Source organism: Nostoc sp. UHCC 0870, assembly GCF_022063185.1.
Lineage (GTDB): Bacteria > Cyanobacteriota > Cyanobacteriia > Cyanobacteriales > Nostocaceae > Trichormus.
The window spans coordinates 2,069,834-2,087,105 of the sequence record NZ_CP091913.1 but is presented as its reverse complement, the minus strand read 5'-3'; the positions used below and the strand labels follow the sequence as shown (position 1 = coordinate 2,087,105).

General features: G+C 38.2%; 13 protein-coding genes. 2 read left to right on the top strand and 11 right to left on the bottom strand.

Going from position 1 to position 17,272, the window contains the following annotated elements; genetic code table 11:
* Positions 1–61 precede the first annotated feature (61 nt).
* The 6 genes from L6494_RS09020 to L6494_RS08995 all read right to left on the bottom strand — a co-directional run bounded on the left by L6494_RS09020 (position 62) and on the right by L6494_RS08995 (position 9,040).
* Positions 62–3,373 (bottom strand): GAF domain-containing protein, encoded by a 3,312-nt coding sequence (locus L6494_RS09020; protein ID WP_237993963.1) that lies wholly within the window; start codon positions 3,371–3,373, stop codon positions 62–64.
* A gap of 97 nt (positions 3,374–3,470) precedes the next feature.
* A complete protein-coding gene (locus L6494_RS09015; protein ID WP_237993962.1) occupies positions 3,471–3,944 on the bottom strand; it encodes a chemotaxis protein CheW in 474 nt (157 codons plus the stop codon).
* Positions 3,945–3,970: 26 nt separating this feature from the next.
* Complete coding sequence (locus L6494_RS09010; protein ID WP_190702649.1) at positions 3,971–4,333, bottom strand: response regulator transcription factor; 363 nt, start codon at positions 4,331–4,333, stop codon at positions 3,971–3,973.
* Between the two features lie 243 nt (positions 4,334–4,576).
* On the bottom strand, positions 4,577–5,773 hold the full coding sequence (locus L6494_RS09005) for a response regulator (protein ID WP_237993959.1): 1,197 nt from the start codon (positions 5,771–5,773) through the stop codon (positions 4,577–4,579).
* Between the two features lie 775 nt (positions 5,774–6,548).
* Entirely contained in the window at positions 6,549–8,342 is a 1,794-nt protein-coding gene (locus tag L6494_RS09000) for a peptidoglycan-binding protein (protein ID WP_237993957.1), read from the bottom strand.
* A 191-nt stretch (positions 8,343–8,533) separates the two neighbouring features.
* Positions 8,534–9,040: a universal stress protein gene (locus L6494_RS08995; protein WP_237993955.1), complete on the bottom strand. Its 507-nt coding sequence runs from the start codon at positions 9,038–9,040 to the stop codon at positions 8,534–8,536.
* A 495-nt stretch (positions 9,041–9,535) separates the two neighbouring features.
* Here L6494_RS08995 and L6494_RS08990 point away from each other — a divergent pair, with 495 nt between their 5' ends.
* Positions 9,536–10,255: a dienelactone hydrolase family protein gene (locus L6494_RS08990; protein WP_237993954.1), complete on the top strand. Its 720-nt coding sequence runs from the start codon at positions 9,536–9,538 to the stop codon at positions 10,253–10,255.
* A gap of 174 nt (positions 10,256–10,429) precedes the next feature.
* On the opposite strand, the gene L6494_RS08985 is transcribed toward L6494_RS08990, so the two are convergent.
* Positions 10,430–10,738: a threonine dehydratase gene (locus L6494_RS08985; RefSeq protein ID WP_237993951.1), complete on the bottom strand. Its 309-nt coding sequence runs from the start codon at positions 10,736–10,738 to the stop codon at positions 10,430–10,432.
* A 294-nt stretch (positions 10,739–11,032) separates the two neighbouring features.
* Positions 11,033–12,889, bottom strand: coding sequence for a GGDEF/EAL domain-containing response regulator (locus tag L6494_RS08980; RefSeq protein WP_237993949.1), 1,857 nt, complete (start codon positions 12,887–12,889; stop codon positions 11,033–11,035).
* 483 nt (positions 12,890–13,372) lie between these two features.
* Here L6494_RS08980 and L6494_RS30860 point away from each other — a divergent pair, with 483 nt between their 5' ends.
* Positions 13,373–13,504 (top strand): hypothetical protein, encoded by a 132-nt coding sequence (locus L6494_RS30860; RefSeq protein ID WP_269139286.1) that lies wholly within the window; start codon positions 13,373–13,375, stop codon positions 13,502–13,504.
* An 821-nt stretch (positions 13,505–14,325) separates the two neighbouring features.
* Here L6494_RS30860 and L6494_RS08975 read toward each other — a convergent pair.
* The 3 genes from L6494_RS08975 to L6494_RS08965 form a co-directional block, all read right to left on the bottom strand.
* Entirely contained in the window at positions 14,326–15,171 is an 846-nt protein-coding gene (locus L6494_RS08975; protein WP_237993947.1) for an alpha/beta fold hydrolase, read from the bottom strand.
* 90 nt (positions 15,172–15,261) lie between these two features.
* Complete coding sequence (locus tag L6494_RS08970) at positions 15,262–15,912, bottom strand: CAP domain-containing protein (RefSeq protein ID WP_237993945.1); 651 nt, start codon at positions 15,910–15,912, stop codon at positions 15,262–15,264.
* A gap of 179 nt (positions 15,913–16,091) precedes the next feature.
* Positions 16,092–17,135 carry a D-alanine--D-alanine ligase family protein gene (locus L6494_RS08965; RefSeq protein ID WP_237993943.1) on the bottom strand — a complete coding sequence of 348 codons (1,044 nt, stop codon included), beginning with the start codon at positions 17,133–17,135 and terminating at the stop codon, positions 16,092–16,094.
* Positions 17,136–17,272: the final 137 nt, after the last annotated feature.

Sequence of the window (17,272 nt, the reverse complement as noted above, 5' to 3'; positions counted from 1 at the left end):
GAAGTGGGGAATGGGGAATAGGAAATGGGGAGTAGGGAATAGGAAACCCACTCCCTATTATTTAACTAACTTTAAACTTACTAGCGGTTGTTAATAAATCTTGTGCCATATTTGATAAGTCCTGAAATACAGCAGCAATTTCTTGGGATTCGCCAAAAGTTTTGTTAGCAATTTCTGCAACATCTTTCATGGAATTAGTGACAGATACTGATTGCCCCATTTGCTTTTGTGTCGCATCAGTAATCTGGTGAATTAATTGACTAATTTCCGCAGTTGCAGAAACGATCGCATTTAAGTTTTGTCTAGTTTGACTAACAAAGTTTGTACCTTCTACTACCTGCTGAATCCCAGCTTCCATTGCTACCGCCACTTCTCCAGTTTCCTCTTGAATCTCCTGGACTAATTTTTCAATTTCAATGGTGGCGGCGGCTGATTGGCGAGACAAGGAACGGACTTCATCGGCGACCACTGCAAAGCCTTTACCGTATTCCCCGGCGCGTGTGGCTTCAATGGCGGCGTTCAAAGCTAGTACGTTTGTCTGAGTCGCAAAGTTACTAATCAAATTCACTACTTTGGAAATTTTCTGTGAAGACTCACCCAGGCGTTTAATCTTTTTGCTGGTTTGGGCTACAGTTTCACGAATCGCTTGGATGGCTTGCACTGTCTGGTTCATAGCTGCATCACCAGACTCAACGGTTTGGTTGGCTTGTTTGACGGCTACTTGTACTAACTCTGCACTAGCTACCACGGCTTGGGTCGCATTGAGCATCTGTTGAATCTCACCCAAAGCCAGATTAATTTCGTCAGACTGTTGTTGGGCTAAATTATTCAACCCTGCGAGGGAAGTATTACTTGTGCTGGAAGTTTGGGCAACTTTACCAGCAGATGTTTGTACTTGCAGTACAATTTGCCGCAGTGCTTGCAGGGTGTTGTTATAAGCATCCGCAATTGTACCTAATTCATCTTCTGTAATCGGCGCACGTACTGTTAAATCACCGTTGAGAGCAGGTCTGACAGCCATCAGTAGTTGAATAGAACGCTGTTGTAGTAATTCCTTAGCTGCTTTATCCCGTGCGGCTGCTTCTGCAAGTTGGGTTGATTGCGTCTGGAGTTTTTGCAAGTATTCGGTTTGTTGTAGTGCGAGTCCTAGTTGGTCGCCAATTCTGGCTAACAAGGCGACTTGTGACTCTTCCCAATCACGAGGGCCGGAATTTTGATAGGCTGCTAATAGTCCCCATAATTGTTCTCCAAAGAAAATGGGAACGATGATATAACCTCTAACTTCAAACTGCTCTAAAATCTCTAGGTGACAGGCTGCATGACCAGCTTGATAGACATCATTAACAACATAGCTTTCACCTTTGGCATATCGACCCCCTTGCGTTTCTTGGATATAAGTATCTTCCCAAGCTGTTTGAAGATTAGGACCTACTAATTTCACCCAATTATGACCGACTGACTCAGCCACAAATACCCCGCCCCAATTTGGGTTGAAGCGAAAAATAGCAACACGATCGCATTTCAATAATTGCCGTACTTCTTGGGTACTAATTTTAAAGATTTCTTCTAAATCTAAAGCTTGGCGGATACGGTTAACTATCTTGGTAAAGGCTTTTTCTTGGTCTGCTATTTGAGTTAACTTTTCAGTTTTGATTCGCACTTCTTCTAGATAATCTAGTTGTGATTTAGCCAGGCTAAATTGAGCGGCAATTTGGGTTAAAAAGTTAACTTCCCAGGATTGCCATTCACGAGAACTAGAATTTTGATAAGCGGCTAGTAAGCCCCATAATTTATCATCAAAAAAGATGGGAACTATGATGTAAGCTTTAGCTTCAAATGCTTCCAATATGTCAATATGACAACCAGTTAAACCGATTGTATAGATATCATTGACGACACAATTTTCTCCTCTAACATACTTACCCCCCTTCGTATCTTGGAGGTAGGTATCGTTTAAAACAGTTTTGAGATCGGGACTTGCTAATTTTGTCCAACCTTGACCAACTGACTCAGCCACAAACACACCACCCCAGTCTGGCGTGAACTGATAAACAACCACGCGATCGCATTTTAGGGATTGGCGCACTTCTTGGGTGGTGGCTCTAAATATACTATCTACATCTTGCGCTTGGTGAATACGGTTAACTATTTTGGTGAAGGCTTTTTCTTTTTCCGCAATTTGAATCAGTTGTTCAGATTGCATCCGCATTTGTTCTAGGTATTCTGCATGAGCAATAGCAACACCAAATTGCAAGCCAATCTGAGTCAAAAAGTCAACTTCCCATGATTGCCATTCACGAGAGCCAGAGTTTTGATATGCTGCCAATAAACCCCATAATTTCTCCCCGGTAAATACGGGAACGATAATATAAGCTTTGACTTCAAATTGTTCTAAAATCTCTAGGTGACAAGGAGAATGATTGGTTTTATAGATATCGTTAACTATAAAGTTTTCTTGATGGCGATACCGTCCCCCTTGGGTGTCTTGGAGGTAACTATCTTCCCAAGTTGTTTTGAGTCCTGGCCCTACTAGTTTCACCCAACCATTACCTACAGATTCCGCCACAAATTCCCCACCCCAATCAGGATTGAAGCGATAAAGACCTACGCGATCGCATTTAAATAATTGGCGGACTTCTTGAGTGGTGGTTTGAAATATTTTATCAATGTTTGATGTCCTCAAAATCTTATCAATGACCTTGCCTAATGATTGTTTAGACTGGGTGTGTAGTTGCAATTCTCGATGAAATTCAAATGTCTGTAACCTATGAGTTAATTCTGTTGTAACTTGAGATAGTAAGGTAATTTCTACTTCTTGCCATTGTCTAGCACCAGCACAACTATTAATAGCCAACAGTCCCCAAACTTTACCAGCCAAGATAATAGGTAAACTTAAACTATCCTTAATTTGAAATTTATCTAGCAGCTGTTTTTGATAGGGAGTTAGTTGTATTTGGTTAACATCATCAATTGAGATGGGTTCTACATAGTCATAATTTGTATGTAATCCAAACATAATGCTGGGGATAATTTCACCCAAAGCAGGAGTCCAACCCAAGTTTCTAGATTCTGCTAAAACTGTGCCGGAATCAGCAGAGTTAAATTGATAAATTAAGGCGCGATCGCAACTAATTTTTTCTCTAACTTTCGCGACAGTTACCTTCAAGACCATATCTAAATCAGATGCTTGACGCATATGAGTGATGATATCTTGTAACTGCTGTCGCCAAGCTCTAAATTCCTGTGCGATCGCCTCAGATGTTTCTTGATGAGGAGTATCGTTTAAATTAACATTATCTTTTGTGTTTTCTATTGGTGCTACTTTAGCGAGGGAATTCTCATTCCCATTATTTTTATGATATGTGATTGCCATTCGCTCAACCTCAAATAATTAGGAATTTAATAAATTAGTCCGACCTAAATTATGCACGCTATGCTGCAATTTATGAGAAATCTTCAATCCCTGTCACCTAACTATGATGAGTATATACAGGAGAATGAAGAATAGCCTCAGCATCAAGATTTAACATCATTTTCTCATCATCATTAATAAAATATCCTTGTAAGAAAGGCGATAGTGATGGAGAGAATAATTCCCCAGATGGTGCTTTCATTTGATCCGTATCTAGCCACTCAATATCCATCAACTGCCTTACTAATAAACCCAAATATTTACCATTCTCCTCTAGTACAATTGCCATCATTTTTACCAGCATATTTGCTGTTTGTGACAATGGTGGATAACCAAGCATTTCATCTAAATCTACTAACCACAGCATTTCATCACGCCAGTTATAAAGACCCAAAATATAACTAGGCATCTGAGGTACAACACATATATCCCCCAAAGATATTTGCAAAACTTCTGTGATTTGCTTCAAGGAAATTACTGCTGTATCTCGAACTCCCAAATTAAAACTTAAAAATTTATCCTGCTTCTCCAAAGTAGTTAATCCTTTGATTACAATGCTTAATTAAAAAATTTCTTTAGTGTTAATGCTAACTCTTCCTGATTAATTGGTTTAGAAAGATAAGCTTCTGCACCTAGCATATTTCCCCAAATTTTATCTACATCACTATTTTTGGTAGAACAGAATACTACAGGTATTTTGCTAGTATCAGGGTTATTTTTGAGTTCTCGACAAATTTCAAATCCACTTTTACCGGGCAAAATTACATCCAGAAATATTAAATCTGGTCTATTATTATCCATTTTGATTTGAGCTTCTTCACTGCTTGTTGCACTAATGACAGAACAACCTGCTTGTTGTAAATAACGAGTGAGGATTTCCATATCAGTCAAGCCATCTTCAATAACTAAAACAGTAGCCATAGCAATTCCTTAAATAAATTTTGATAAATTACCCAACATAAATTCAAAGGGCATTTAAGCCAGATGCCACCAGGATTTTAGTTTGTTGTTATTGTGGTTGTTTACTGCTAAATTTGGCTCAGAGAAACTACCTAATGTTACAGTTTTTATTGTTATTTATAACAATAAAAATCTTTAAAATGCCAAGCACAATTAAGCCTGAAAATATGCTCAAGCTAATTCAAATACTACTTTGGTCACAACTCAAGCTATACCTTGATGAAAAACCTCTAAATTTGAGTTACTTTTGGTTGTAGATGAAGAGTTTACAGGCAAATACTTACGTACAATGCTCATAACTTTATCTGTAGCCACAGGTTTAGTGAGAAAATCCGTAGAGCCGACTACTTTAGCACGCACTCTATCTAATAGTCCATCATTACCCGTTAAAATAATCACAGGAGTATTGGCAAAAGTAGAAATACGGCGTAACTGTGTGCAGATTTCGTAGCCACTAGCGACAGGCATAATCAAATCTAGAAAAATCAGGTCTGGTTTTTCCTGAATTAGAATTGGCAAAGCCTGTATAGCATCTTGAATTTTGATAAACCTCAGTCCATGTGAGGTAATAATCTCCTCCATCATTTTACAGACTTGAGGGCTATCATCTACACAAGCTACCAATGGAGCATGAGCTTTTTTTGGCTGTGCAGAGATAGAGTTATTTGGAGGTTCTGTTAAAACTAAAGGTAAATCAGGTACTTCAACTAATTCGATGATGCCTTTGAGGACATAGGGAAGCAAGGAACGAGAGACAGGTAAAACATTTTGTTTCATTCTGGCTGCTAATTCTCGCAGTGTCAGTTTGCCATTAATCAAAGTTACAAAGTTTTTGTATACTGGCGGACTGACTAACTCTTGTAGTTGTTCTGGTCTTCTAATGACTGGTGCTAAGTCAGGAAAAAGATTTGCTAGACCAGCTTGTGTCCAAAGATTCCATGAGTCTTGCATTTGTTTCATCGACACATCTGCACTGGTGAAACTCATGGGCGTTTCTAAAATTGCTTCTTGATTGCGATCGCACTCAACCGCAACAAACTTTGTCTGCTGTGCTAGGTCAAATAAAAGTTCTGCTAAAGTGTTTTCCACAATAGCGTGAATTTGTTCTCTTTGAATTTTTTGTTTTTTATACAAAATTTCCAAAAGACGATAGTCCCAATAATTAGTTGCTACGTCTTGCTTACGTAACTGAATTTTATCTACATCAATTTGCGGGCAATGTTGAGCCATAAGTCTACGCCATCGCCGAAAAGGATTCGTTCCTCCTGTTGCCCAAACTATCCGTCCTAATCGATAGTAGAAAGTCCATTGATGTTTTTTTGGACTACTTAGAATCAACTGCCCATTATATTGCAGTTGAGTGCAGCTTTTAAATTCATCTAAAATGTTATTTGATATCATCAGTTTCAGGTGTTCACACTTTGTGTTTTTAATTCACAAGCCAGCTTTTTAAATAGCTAATCTACTCAGATACCCTGATAAATCTTCTTAATGTTGATAAATTTATTGAGGCTACTGTTTTTAATAGTAGGTTTTTAAATTTTTATGTTTTGTAATGTAACAAAAATACTTTGAGAATGAAAAAATAAGTTAATTGAAAACACTGTAAAACTACACTAACTGAGTATGTAAAATAAAATTTTTCTCAAGCTAGTGTAAATTACGGATGATTTTTTCATGACTCAACTTCAATTGCTACACTTCAGTATATACTCCAACATTAAGAAGCTTTTATTGAATGTAACTATTTTAGAGATTGTTAATTTAATTTATATCCGTGAAAATTCTGATTTTTATTGGCAATAAAAACCCTATGGGGCAGAAATATTTATGAGTTTTATAGAAGAATTTAAAAAAATAAAATTTAGTTACAAAATTTACATCTTTTTATAAAGTTTATAGCTTCAGGTTTACCGTCTCTAGCTTTATGAATATATTGAGCTAATTCTTCGATTTAAACGAAAAATAAGAGATTTATCCGAAAATATTTAGGAATCCGATTTGACTTCTATTCGCGCAGCGTGTCATAGCGATAATTACTCGCGTAGGGAGGGGACAGTAAAGAATTGAGCATTAGGTATTGCGGTATTACCTTTCTTTCGTCAAGTAGGGTGGGCTACGTGTATTTTAAAAATCAAATCGGTTTCCTCTCGTCGCCCAATAAATTGACTATTCTCTAATCTTGAAAAATCATAATATTGCCAGAATAGCAAGCCACCCAAACTTCCCTAGTTTGCGGATCGTAAGTAATTCCAATGGGATGAGCATCGACATTTACTTTTTGTAACACTTTCATGTCACTAGTCCGAACTTTGCTAACTGTGTGTTCTTTGTAGTTAACAACATAAAGTAGCTGTCCATCATCAGATAACACCATACTACGCGGCGTTTTCCCTGTGATCACTTTATCTATTACTTTTCTTTGGGATAAACTAATTTTGGCAATTTTTCCCTCACCATTTAAAGAAGCATAGAGATATTTATCAGTAGGATCTATGTTTAAATGGCGTGGTGAACTGCCTATATTTTTCAGCCAGCCGACGGAAAAGTCTTTTAGATCAACTTCAGCAATATTCTGAGAACCCATCACAGCAACATAGGCTTTTTCAGATTTGGCATCAACGGCAATTCCGCGAGGGTATGCGCCTAGTTTAATTCGTTTGATTTCCCGATTTTGATTGGCATCGACAATACTTAAATCCCAAGAACACCAATTGCTGACTAATATCAGTTGCTCATCAGCTGAAGTGGCTACATATTTAGGGACTGAACCAACTTGAATAACTCTATCAATATCTAGAGTATCTGTATTAATTCTATATAAAAAACTCTTGTCAGTTTTTTGAGATGGATGACATTTATCACTACCAGGGTTGTTAAAACCAGGGCCATACATTTGATAGTTAGACACCCAAGCATATTTACCATTGTGGGAAAAACTCGCCTCAACGGGTGCGCCTCTAAATTTACCTGGTTTTTTAGCATAACCATATTTTGATAAATCTACTTCATCGGGAATCACTTTAACTAATTTATAGTTCCGGTCATAGACAGTGATGGAGTGGTTATACATCATGTTCTGGGCAAAAAATAGGCCATTACCTGAGTAAACCACCGATTTTGGCGAAATTTTACTAGAAGAGATGGTTTTTACCAGCTTCATTTTTTGCGGACTACGGGAAACTTTCGCTGGTGGCTGTTCGATTTCGACTTGATTCTTTAACTGTGGAGAGTTATCTGTTATTTTAGGTTCGGGAGAAGTTGCCAAAAAAGGCGCAGCGTTGAACTCTCCAGAATTAGATTCTAGTGCTGATAATGTTTGTTTCCCGGCAATACCGTCAATAGTTAGTCTCTTAGTTTGTTGAAATTTGATAACTGCTGCTTGGGTAGCTTCATCAAAATAACCTGTGATGGGTGCATTAAAGTATCCAGCATCTTGCAATTTCCGTTGTAGGGACATCACACGATAACTGTTGTCGCCTCTTTTTAGCGATCGCTTTGATGTTACCTGTGATTGAGGATCATTAACAATAGAAGAAGGGGTGCTAGGTTCGGTGTTTGATGAGGCTGATACACCTAAACCAGAACTAGATTCTAAAGCCGCCAGTGTCTTAGACCCAACAATTCCATCACCCTTTAAGCCATTAGCTTGCTGAAATTTGATTACTGCGGTTTCTGTGACAGAGCCAAAATATCCTGTCGGTTTGGATTGAAAGTACCCAGCCTCTTGCAGTTTTTGCTGAAGAGATATCACTTGAGGGCTTCTATGACCTCTTTTGAGAGCCATCGCTGGGTTCGATACACTTAAAGAACCCATTGCCAAGGAAAGAGCTAGTATTAAAACTCCACTGTGGTTCTTGATCCATGCTAGTTCCAGAAAGCACAAATCAGCATCAGTGAGACTTTGCTGTTCTGAATTGGCGAATCCTTCATAACTCTCGGCTAGATGCAAATAAGCTAGTGTTTCCATAGTAATAAAGTAACTAAGAGGTGGCTTGATTATTGTAAAATTTAAAACTCATTTTACCAGTTGTACTGATAAAGTAACCCTCTTGTAAAGTATTATGAAGATTTTTTTTATTGGCTCTTAAAATAAATAAAGGACAAATTCTGATATGGAGAACTTGCCCTTTGATTCAATTAAGCGTTAATTATGTCTTCTTACTGAAGAAGTTCAGTTGTACTAGGCATTTTGCCTTGGATGACCATAACTGAGCAAGAAGCATGATGAATCACATAATTACTCACACTACCTAAGAAAAACTCACTCAGTCCAGCGCGACCACGACGACCAAGCAGAATTAAGTCAGCCGGCCAACTACGAGCAACTTCACAAATAATCCGACCGGCATCACCCATATTTTGAGTAAACCCAGTTTTTACCCCTGCATTGATAGCTTTATTAGTTAGCGATCGCAACCATTCTAGTCTTTCTTGTTTGAGTTTTTCCCACTGTTGAATATAGCTGTCCATCCGTTCGGGTGGCACAGTTGGATATATAGTATCAGGCTGCATAAATATAGGGCTGAGATAAGGGTCTTCCAATGGAGAGAGAACATGAAGCAACATCATTTCTGCATCAGTCGATTTAGCTAAAAATACAGCTTGGTCAAAAATGTATTCAGCCATTTCCGATTGGTCGATAGCAACTAAAATTCGGTGATACATAGTTAATAGTCTCCTATTTTACTTAAAAAGCTTTTGAGTAGATAAGTGTCACCAGATTTATCTAATAAAAATGATATTTTAGTATCATTTTGCATTCATTGAGATATAAACGAAGAATTTTTAGATATTTGCTAATGATTATTCTTAAATTTGATAGTTGAATTAATTTATCATACAAGGCTAATATAGACAAAGATTAAGTCTAGAGCAAATAAAAGACTGAAAAATTTAACACGTATTTTCTTGATTTTTGTTAAGTCAGCAAGAGTCTTTAGTCTGGAATCACAAGCTCTTCAAACTTTAGTTATAAGTTGAAAATAAAATCACAATTCTGTAGCACCTTGATAATTGTGTGAATTGAACTTTGCTTGAGTCATTTTGACTCATCAATTAATGAAATGAGAGAGATTTCATCTAATCACTATTGTAACTGGTGTGGGAGTTCCTCAGAAATTATCTCTAAACCCTGACTCAACCCATTTTTAAGATATAGCAATGAATAAAATCCAACTATTGAACGTTGAAGAACAAATAGTCATTCTGGAACTAGGATCAATCCGTCTTAAGGGAGAGCTAGTTATACCAACAGATGCAGAGGGAATTATACTATTTACTCAAGGCAGTGGTAGCAGTAGATACAGCACGTTCAACCACTATCTTGCTCATCTCTTGCGTCAACAAGGAAGACTAGCAACTTTTTTGATTGACCTACTAACTAAAGAAGAGGAAGCAATAGACCAGCGTACCCAGCATTTTCGCTGTGATATTGATTTTTTAGCAGCACGGGTAGTAGACGTAACAGATTGGCTATCTGAAAACCCCGCTACCCAGAATCTCAAAGTCGGCTACTTTGGCGTAAATAGAGGTAGTGGAGCAGCATTATTAGCAGCTACAGCACGTCCAATGCTTGTAAAAGCAATTGTTTCTCGTAGTGGACAAACTGACTTAGTAAGTGCAGCCCTACCCTGCGTACAAGCACCGACTTTGTTAATTGTGGGTGAAAATGATTACCCTATCATAGCCATGAATGAAGATGCGATCGCGCAAATTTCTGCACAACACAAACAACTACACCTTATTCCTGGCGCAACTCACCAGTTTGGAGAACCTGGTGCAATTGAAGAGGTAGGGCGATTAGCAGGTCAATGGTTTAAATACTACCTCACCACATTGGAATCAAGCGAGTTACATTTATCTCCCATGTCGTGGAATTAGAGCCAGTTGAGGAGGGGTGTGGAAAGATAGCTTTAATCAGCATTGACTACTCCCCAATTCCGATAAAAATTACTGAAAAAAATGTAGAGACATAGCATTTCTACGTCTCTACAAGATTTCTGGATAACGCATATTTCATTTCTAGAAATGTCTAATTGGTATATTTAACTTCAACTATTTGTTTTGAATTTCACGTGCCATTTTTATGTAATAGTCCATCTTGGCATTAGGACGGCGACGACCAGTATTAGAGATTTCTGACTTAGTATCTACCTGCGTTTTTATCGACTGTGTATCTGAATATTTATTTGTACTTTGTACTGCTTCAGATTCTAAAAAATAACTCGTCTTATTCAAGCCAAATAAATTAGCAAAAGCATTAAATAAACGGCTAATTAAATTCCAAATTTTTTTAAAAATAACCGAGAAGAAAGCTATTAAACGAATAAATGTGTTTTGAATAACTTGAGTTAACCGAGCCATAATATTACGTATTTATGATTGCTTGTTTTGATTATCTAGCTGCAATTATGTCATATAAAATTTTTCTACGTATCTACCATTAGATGAGTTTTTGATATAATCACATTTTTATAAGTCTGAAGAAACACGGGGGATAGGTGACAGGCTTCCCTGCGGGACGCTATGGGTTGATTTCGGAACACTCCGTGAGCGTCAGTCTTACCCCTCCGGGGAAGCAAGCTACGCGATAGCATCTCTGTTCGCGGAGCGTCCAGTAGGGAAAGAGAACGGTGACAGGGGTATTTATTTGGGGATTCAAAATTTTTGTGATTTTAACAAACTAGTAACTTGTTCACTAGGTAAAGACCGAGAGAATAAATAACCTTGTCCAAATTGACAGCCCAATTTTTTTAAATTTTCTAACTGCTTTTGAGTTTCAATACCTTCTGCTACAACAGAAATTCCTAGAGAATTAGCAAAGGAAATCATATTCTGCACAATAGCTGTGCTTTTAATCCCATCATCTAAATTCTTAGTAAATGAACGATCTATTTTGAGTGTGTCAACAGGAAATGTATGCAATTGGCTAAAACAAGAGTATCCAGTACCAAAATCATCTATACATAGTTTTATACCAAGAGTATGAATTTTTTCTAAGACTTGATTTACAATGCTAGATGCTTTAATGAAAGCATTCTCTGTAACTTCTAACCTCATCGCTGAGGGTGATATCTGATTCTCACTGAGAATTTGTTTAATTTGTTCTACTAAATCTAACTGTTGCAGTTGTACAGTAGATATATTAATATGTATTACAAGTGAATCAGCAATTGAAAATTCTTGTTTCCACCGATATAGTTGCTGACAAGCTAGCTGTAATGATAGCAAGTCTAAAGTTGAAATTATACCCATCTCTTCAGCAATTGTGATAAATTTATCTGGTGAAATTATTCCCTTTTGTGGGTGTTGCCACTGAATTAGAGCTTCTAAGCCTACTAGCTTTTGAGAAGTCAAACAAAATATGGGTTGATAGTAAAGGCAAAACTCATTTTTCTCTATGCTTTGACGTAGTTCACTTTCTAGCTGGATACGCTGCAATGTTTGCTGCTGCATTTCTGAGGTAAAGACTATATGGCAACCTTTTCCGGCTCGTTTAGCCTGGTACATTGCTGCATCAGCATCTCTGAGAATATCAGTTGGTTGTTGATAGCTGAGAGTAGAGGGCAAAATACCAATACTAACGCCGATAGAAATTTGATATGTGTCAATATTAAAGGGTATATGCAATTGTTGCAGAATAAAGTTTGCAACTATCTCAACTGATTGAACCCCATCTTGATTGACAAGGAAAATTAAAAATTCATCTCCGCTCAAACGAACGATTTTATCGCTCTGAGATATGCAATTTTTTAAACGATGAGCAACTTGTTGCAGTAACTTGTCACCAACAAGATGTCCCAGATAATCATTAACACTCTTAAAACGATCTAGATCCAAAAATAGAATTGCATATCCATGTTGTGGTTGCTGCTGATCAAAGATTTCTGATAAATATTGCATTAACCAAGCACGATTAAATAATCCCGTTAACGAATCATGAAAAGCTGCATAGGTTAGTTTCTTCTCTCGTGCTTGTAGCTCATTTATTCTTAAGGTCAGTTCTTGAGTCTCCTCAATTACTCTTTCTTCTAAGTTTTGGCTGAGTTGGTATGTTTGGGCTTCTGCTATTTGACGAGCTACGATTTCTTGATTAAGTTGATTATTTTTTTCATAAAGAGAGCGAGTTAAGGTTAGTAGCTGCAAATTCAACCGTATACGTATTAAAAGCTCTGTTGGCAGAAATGGTTTATTTATATAATCAAGTGATTCCAAATTCAATTCCGTAAATCTACCTTGTATCTCATTACTAGCGATCATTAAAATTATGGGAATTTCTTGCAATATCGGACTATTTTTAATCCGATAACAAAGTTCAAACCCATCGATTTCAGACATAGTTCCGTCTAGTAGAATTAAGTCAGGAGTAATATGATCTAGTTTCTGAAAGGCATCTTGTCCACTGGTGGCTGTCAAAACTCTAAAATCTGAGTCTGTTAATAAGGTGGACAAAACTATCAAATTATCCAGATTATCATCCACAATTAAAATCAGTGCGACTGTCTCTGTTTCCATATATTTATATGTAAAACTCCTGGTTTTTATTTAAAATTTCTAAGATTTACACATCAACAGAGTTATAAATAATGGGTTCACTGATATTGGGAACTGATCAGGATAAACTAAGGATATGTGAAAAATACTGACAAAAACTGGTAAATTTACCAATTTTAAAAGAGTATGATTATTTGATTGATCCTGTTACTTCACATTGAATCAATAAAATACTACATAGGAAAGAAATATCATTTCCATATTGAGGTGCGATCGCTTTTGTAAAATATTAAATATAAGTCTTGAAATATTTCCTTTATCTAGAGTTTAAAAAACACTAATCACAAATATTCGATTTATTTTGTAAAATCCTTCTGATTTTTATATAGCAGGCAGATAATTTAACTTATATTGCCAAAAAAGTAAAAACTTATTAAGATATATCTTCTGCTAAATCAACAAAAAACCTCGGTAATTAAACCGAGGTGATTAGGAGAAGTCCAAATGTCAATGGAAGAAACCAATACCGAATTAAGCCTTTATGAACTAACTGCACAAGAAACATTTCTGATTTTGGTGACAACTGAGTTGATAACCCTTTCTACTCAGTTGACTCCACCGCACTCTTTTAGGTAATGATCACCAGTTGAGTGAGTGTTTAGTTTGTCAGATCAAGTTATTGCTTTATATGAATTATTGTAACGATTTTGTAACTAATTGTCCAACAAGAGTTGACATATAAAGTGCAATATATTTTATATGTTTTACTTATATATAAGAGATTGCTGACTAATGAGTCAGAAACCCCACGCCTAAAAGCGGGGGCTTGAAAAAGCCCTAATCTGACCAGCCTAAGTTTTAACTAACTCCGTTATCGGCAAGTGTTCAAGAACTTACCAGGGGATGCGTAGCTAGTTCCCTGCTCTAAAACCAAATTGTTAAACATCTTTAATAGGGGTTAAGGAAGTGCAATTTGGATAGTTACCGACCGATAACTTTGGCGAAGCTAACATTACCCCGTAAGGGAGGCTCTTTGGAGCAAAACATTATGCGTACAGGGTTGTCAAATTTGAAACGGTAACTGTCCCGTTGAAAGTACAAAACAAAGGTACACCGAATAAGCAACCCCAAGGCGATAATGTAACGGCGAATAAATTCGCCTGCGCCTTACCCCCATGTCTAAAGCCAGGGGCTTCCACGGCGCGAGGTGTTTGGTGAGTGTCACCTTTCAACACTCAGCACGCTGTTCAACGCCGCGCTACCGCTAACATTACTCACTACTCACAGGACTTACGCAAGTGTCACAATCGATGGCTGGTGCGTGACGCTATAAGTCTGATAACTACGTTCCAATACTTTCGCAGCGTCACACAACGGCAATAAAGCGGGAGGAAAATCCACACCGCTTTTTGCCTCCCCTACATAAAAAATATGCCAGTTGCGTAACTCAGCACTCATTACTCATTACTCATTACTTGGGGATAATTTGCTAACCATCTGTCAATATCGCCGAGTAACTGCTGGGGTATTTCCCAGGGAAAAAGATGAGCCGTGTTAGGGTAGCATTGCCACTGGCTATTTTTGAGGTGTTGAGCCGTTTCTAAGCTGGAATCGGCTGTAATGTGACGGTCTTGAGAGGCAGCAAGTACCAGACTAGGACAACCAATTTGCTCCAAGTCTTCTAGTCGGTTATATCCCAAACGTAAGGCACTATAAAGGGCGTGAGTGGCAGATTTTGAAGTTTGCAAATAAGCTGGTACGGCCTCTTGGGCAATGTAATTATATGCTGTATGCGTATGTTGTTGGATGAGATAACGAAACAGCGATCGCTTACCAAAAGTCTCAATATTCCATTGCCAGCCAGGTTTAACAGCGTTCAAAAGGGCAGCAACACCTGTGTAAAGGTTATCTTGCCAAGTAATGGGCGGATGATTACCACGAGGTCTGGCGGCTGTGGCTATCAAAATTAACCCTGTAACACGTTGTGGTAAGCGCAAAGCCAACTCCATTGCCAAAATTCCACCTAATGACCATCCCAACACTAGACATTTTTCCATCTGGAAACTGTCTATCAGGGCTTCTAAGTCACTTAAATGATCCTGCATAGCAAAATTGCCCTGAAAACGACTTTTGCCATATCCACGTAAATCTGGAGCAAAAGTTTGGTAGCGTTTTGATAAATGATTGGTAAATACAGAAAGACTACGACCACAGCCAGGATGACCGTGTAAACACAAAATCGGAAATCCTTCACCTTGAATATCAACTTTGAGGTTTACAGCTTTTTTAGAACTATCAGGCATTGTGGTTAGATTTTGAGCAATATTGGTGCTGCTATAGAGAATTTCTCATAGATAGCAGACTACAGACACAACGATTATACGAATTTTCCATCAAAGTAAGTTTGATGTATATCCCCCGGCGTAGGTAATCACACACATTTGCCTATATGTGGAGTGAATACCAAAGGCTACCCCTGTCACCTGAAAAGCGGGGTTAAAAATATTGGTGCGATGACCGCGCGATCGCACTCCATCATCAATAATTAATTGCATGACAATATCTTGGGCAGTGTGAGAACCATAACTAATATTTTCCCCGGCTGTCACTTGCCAATTACCGTAGCGACTCATGCGAGTGAAGGGGTTACTACCATCGCTACCATCATGACCTACAGCACCTTTTGCTCCTTGGTCTTGGACGTGATCTCTAGCAGCCAAAGACATACCTTCAGATATAGTCAATGATTTTACTGGATGAGCAGACTTAAGAAAAGCGATCGCCTCATCTACTGCTTTCACTCCTTCTTGAGTTTGTAAATAAACATGATCGCCAAGTTTAACTTTACTTCCCTGAAACCGCCGACGATAATTTTCCAATACAAGTAAATATCCTTGGGGATTGGTGCGTACTTTGTTCGTTTCCTCTACAACTAGTTGTTCTAATGGGGAGATATTGTATGTTTGTGTCAAGGTTTCCGAAATTTTTGGTGCTATTCCGGGTATAAGTTGCCGCAATTGCAGTTTCTGCTTCAGAAATTTCATAACTGGGAGCTAATTATTAAGATATACTTAGCTTCACGGTGTGGACAGCAGTTTGCGGACGTAGGGTGGACAAAATGTACGTCTCTATATCTGTACACCGATAGGGTTAAAAAAAGGCAAAGTTTAATTGCGTAAAGCCTGCGGCATAGCTGCGCTTAGAGCGTAGCAGGGTGGGAGCATCATTGCAAATTAAATTTATTCTTGTCCAAAGTTTCATTAATAGCCGTCATTAATAACTCATGTAAAGAAATTCCTACGGCCTTCGCCATAGAGGGAATCACACTTTTAGGGGCAAAAGAACAATACAAACCAGCTTCTAAAAACCAAGGTTCTCCCTGTGGGTCGATGCGGAAATCAAATAAACTGTAGTGGCGACAACCTAAAGCCCTGTGACACTCCTTAGCTACTTGCTGAACCTTTTGGGTGATTGGGTCGTTAGGGTCTACAATCCAGGATTTGTGATTATCTTTAGCGGCGAAAAGCAAGTTACCATCATCTGTTTGTTGGAGTTTATCAGCATAACTACGAATGGGTTTTTCGTCGGGGTCTACCAAATACTCTTCTAGAGGTAAACCTACTAACTCCCCATCTTTAACGATGATGCCACATCTGACTTCTCGACCGAGTTCGATGAATTTTTCTACGACGACCTCTGAAGCATATGCAAATGCTGTTTTCAAAGCAGCATCATACTCGGTAACATCTTTAACTAAGACTACCCCTAAAGAGTTGTCGGAACTTGCAGGTTTAATGATCGCTGGAGGTGTAATTGTCGGAATGTCTCCTTGGCGGAGTAGTTCTCCATGAGGCACTTTTACGCCTGCTGCGTTAACAATTGCTTTAGCTCTAGCTTTGTGGGCGGCGATCGCCATAATATCTGGAGTATTGCCGATATAAGGGATCTTCAGCAGGTCGAATAAAGCCCGGTAGTGAGTCATTCCCGGAATACAAAACATTTGCGGTAACACAAGGTCAATGTTTTGCGCTGTGATCAACTCTATCGCATCAAACAGATTCATCGGTTTAGCAACAGAGATATCTTCTGGGCTGAGAGAAATAGGAAATCGCCACTGGCGATCAGGTGTAACATATGCAATCTGAAAGTCATAGCGCGATCGCTCTGCTGTTGCTGTCAGACAGTCTTGAGCATAAAGGCGTGACAAATCACAATAAAAATCATTATATGCAGACCCAACTAAATGAAGGATACGAAGTCCTGACATGATTTATCTTCCTATATACTTAATTCTTCCCTACACCCTAGACCCATTCCAGGGAAGGATTTCACCTGCTCTACGAGAAGCTACGCGGATGGCGAATATCTTGAAAAGTATATCATCTGTGTGCAATCCTCAATGCC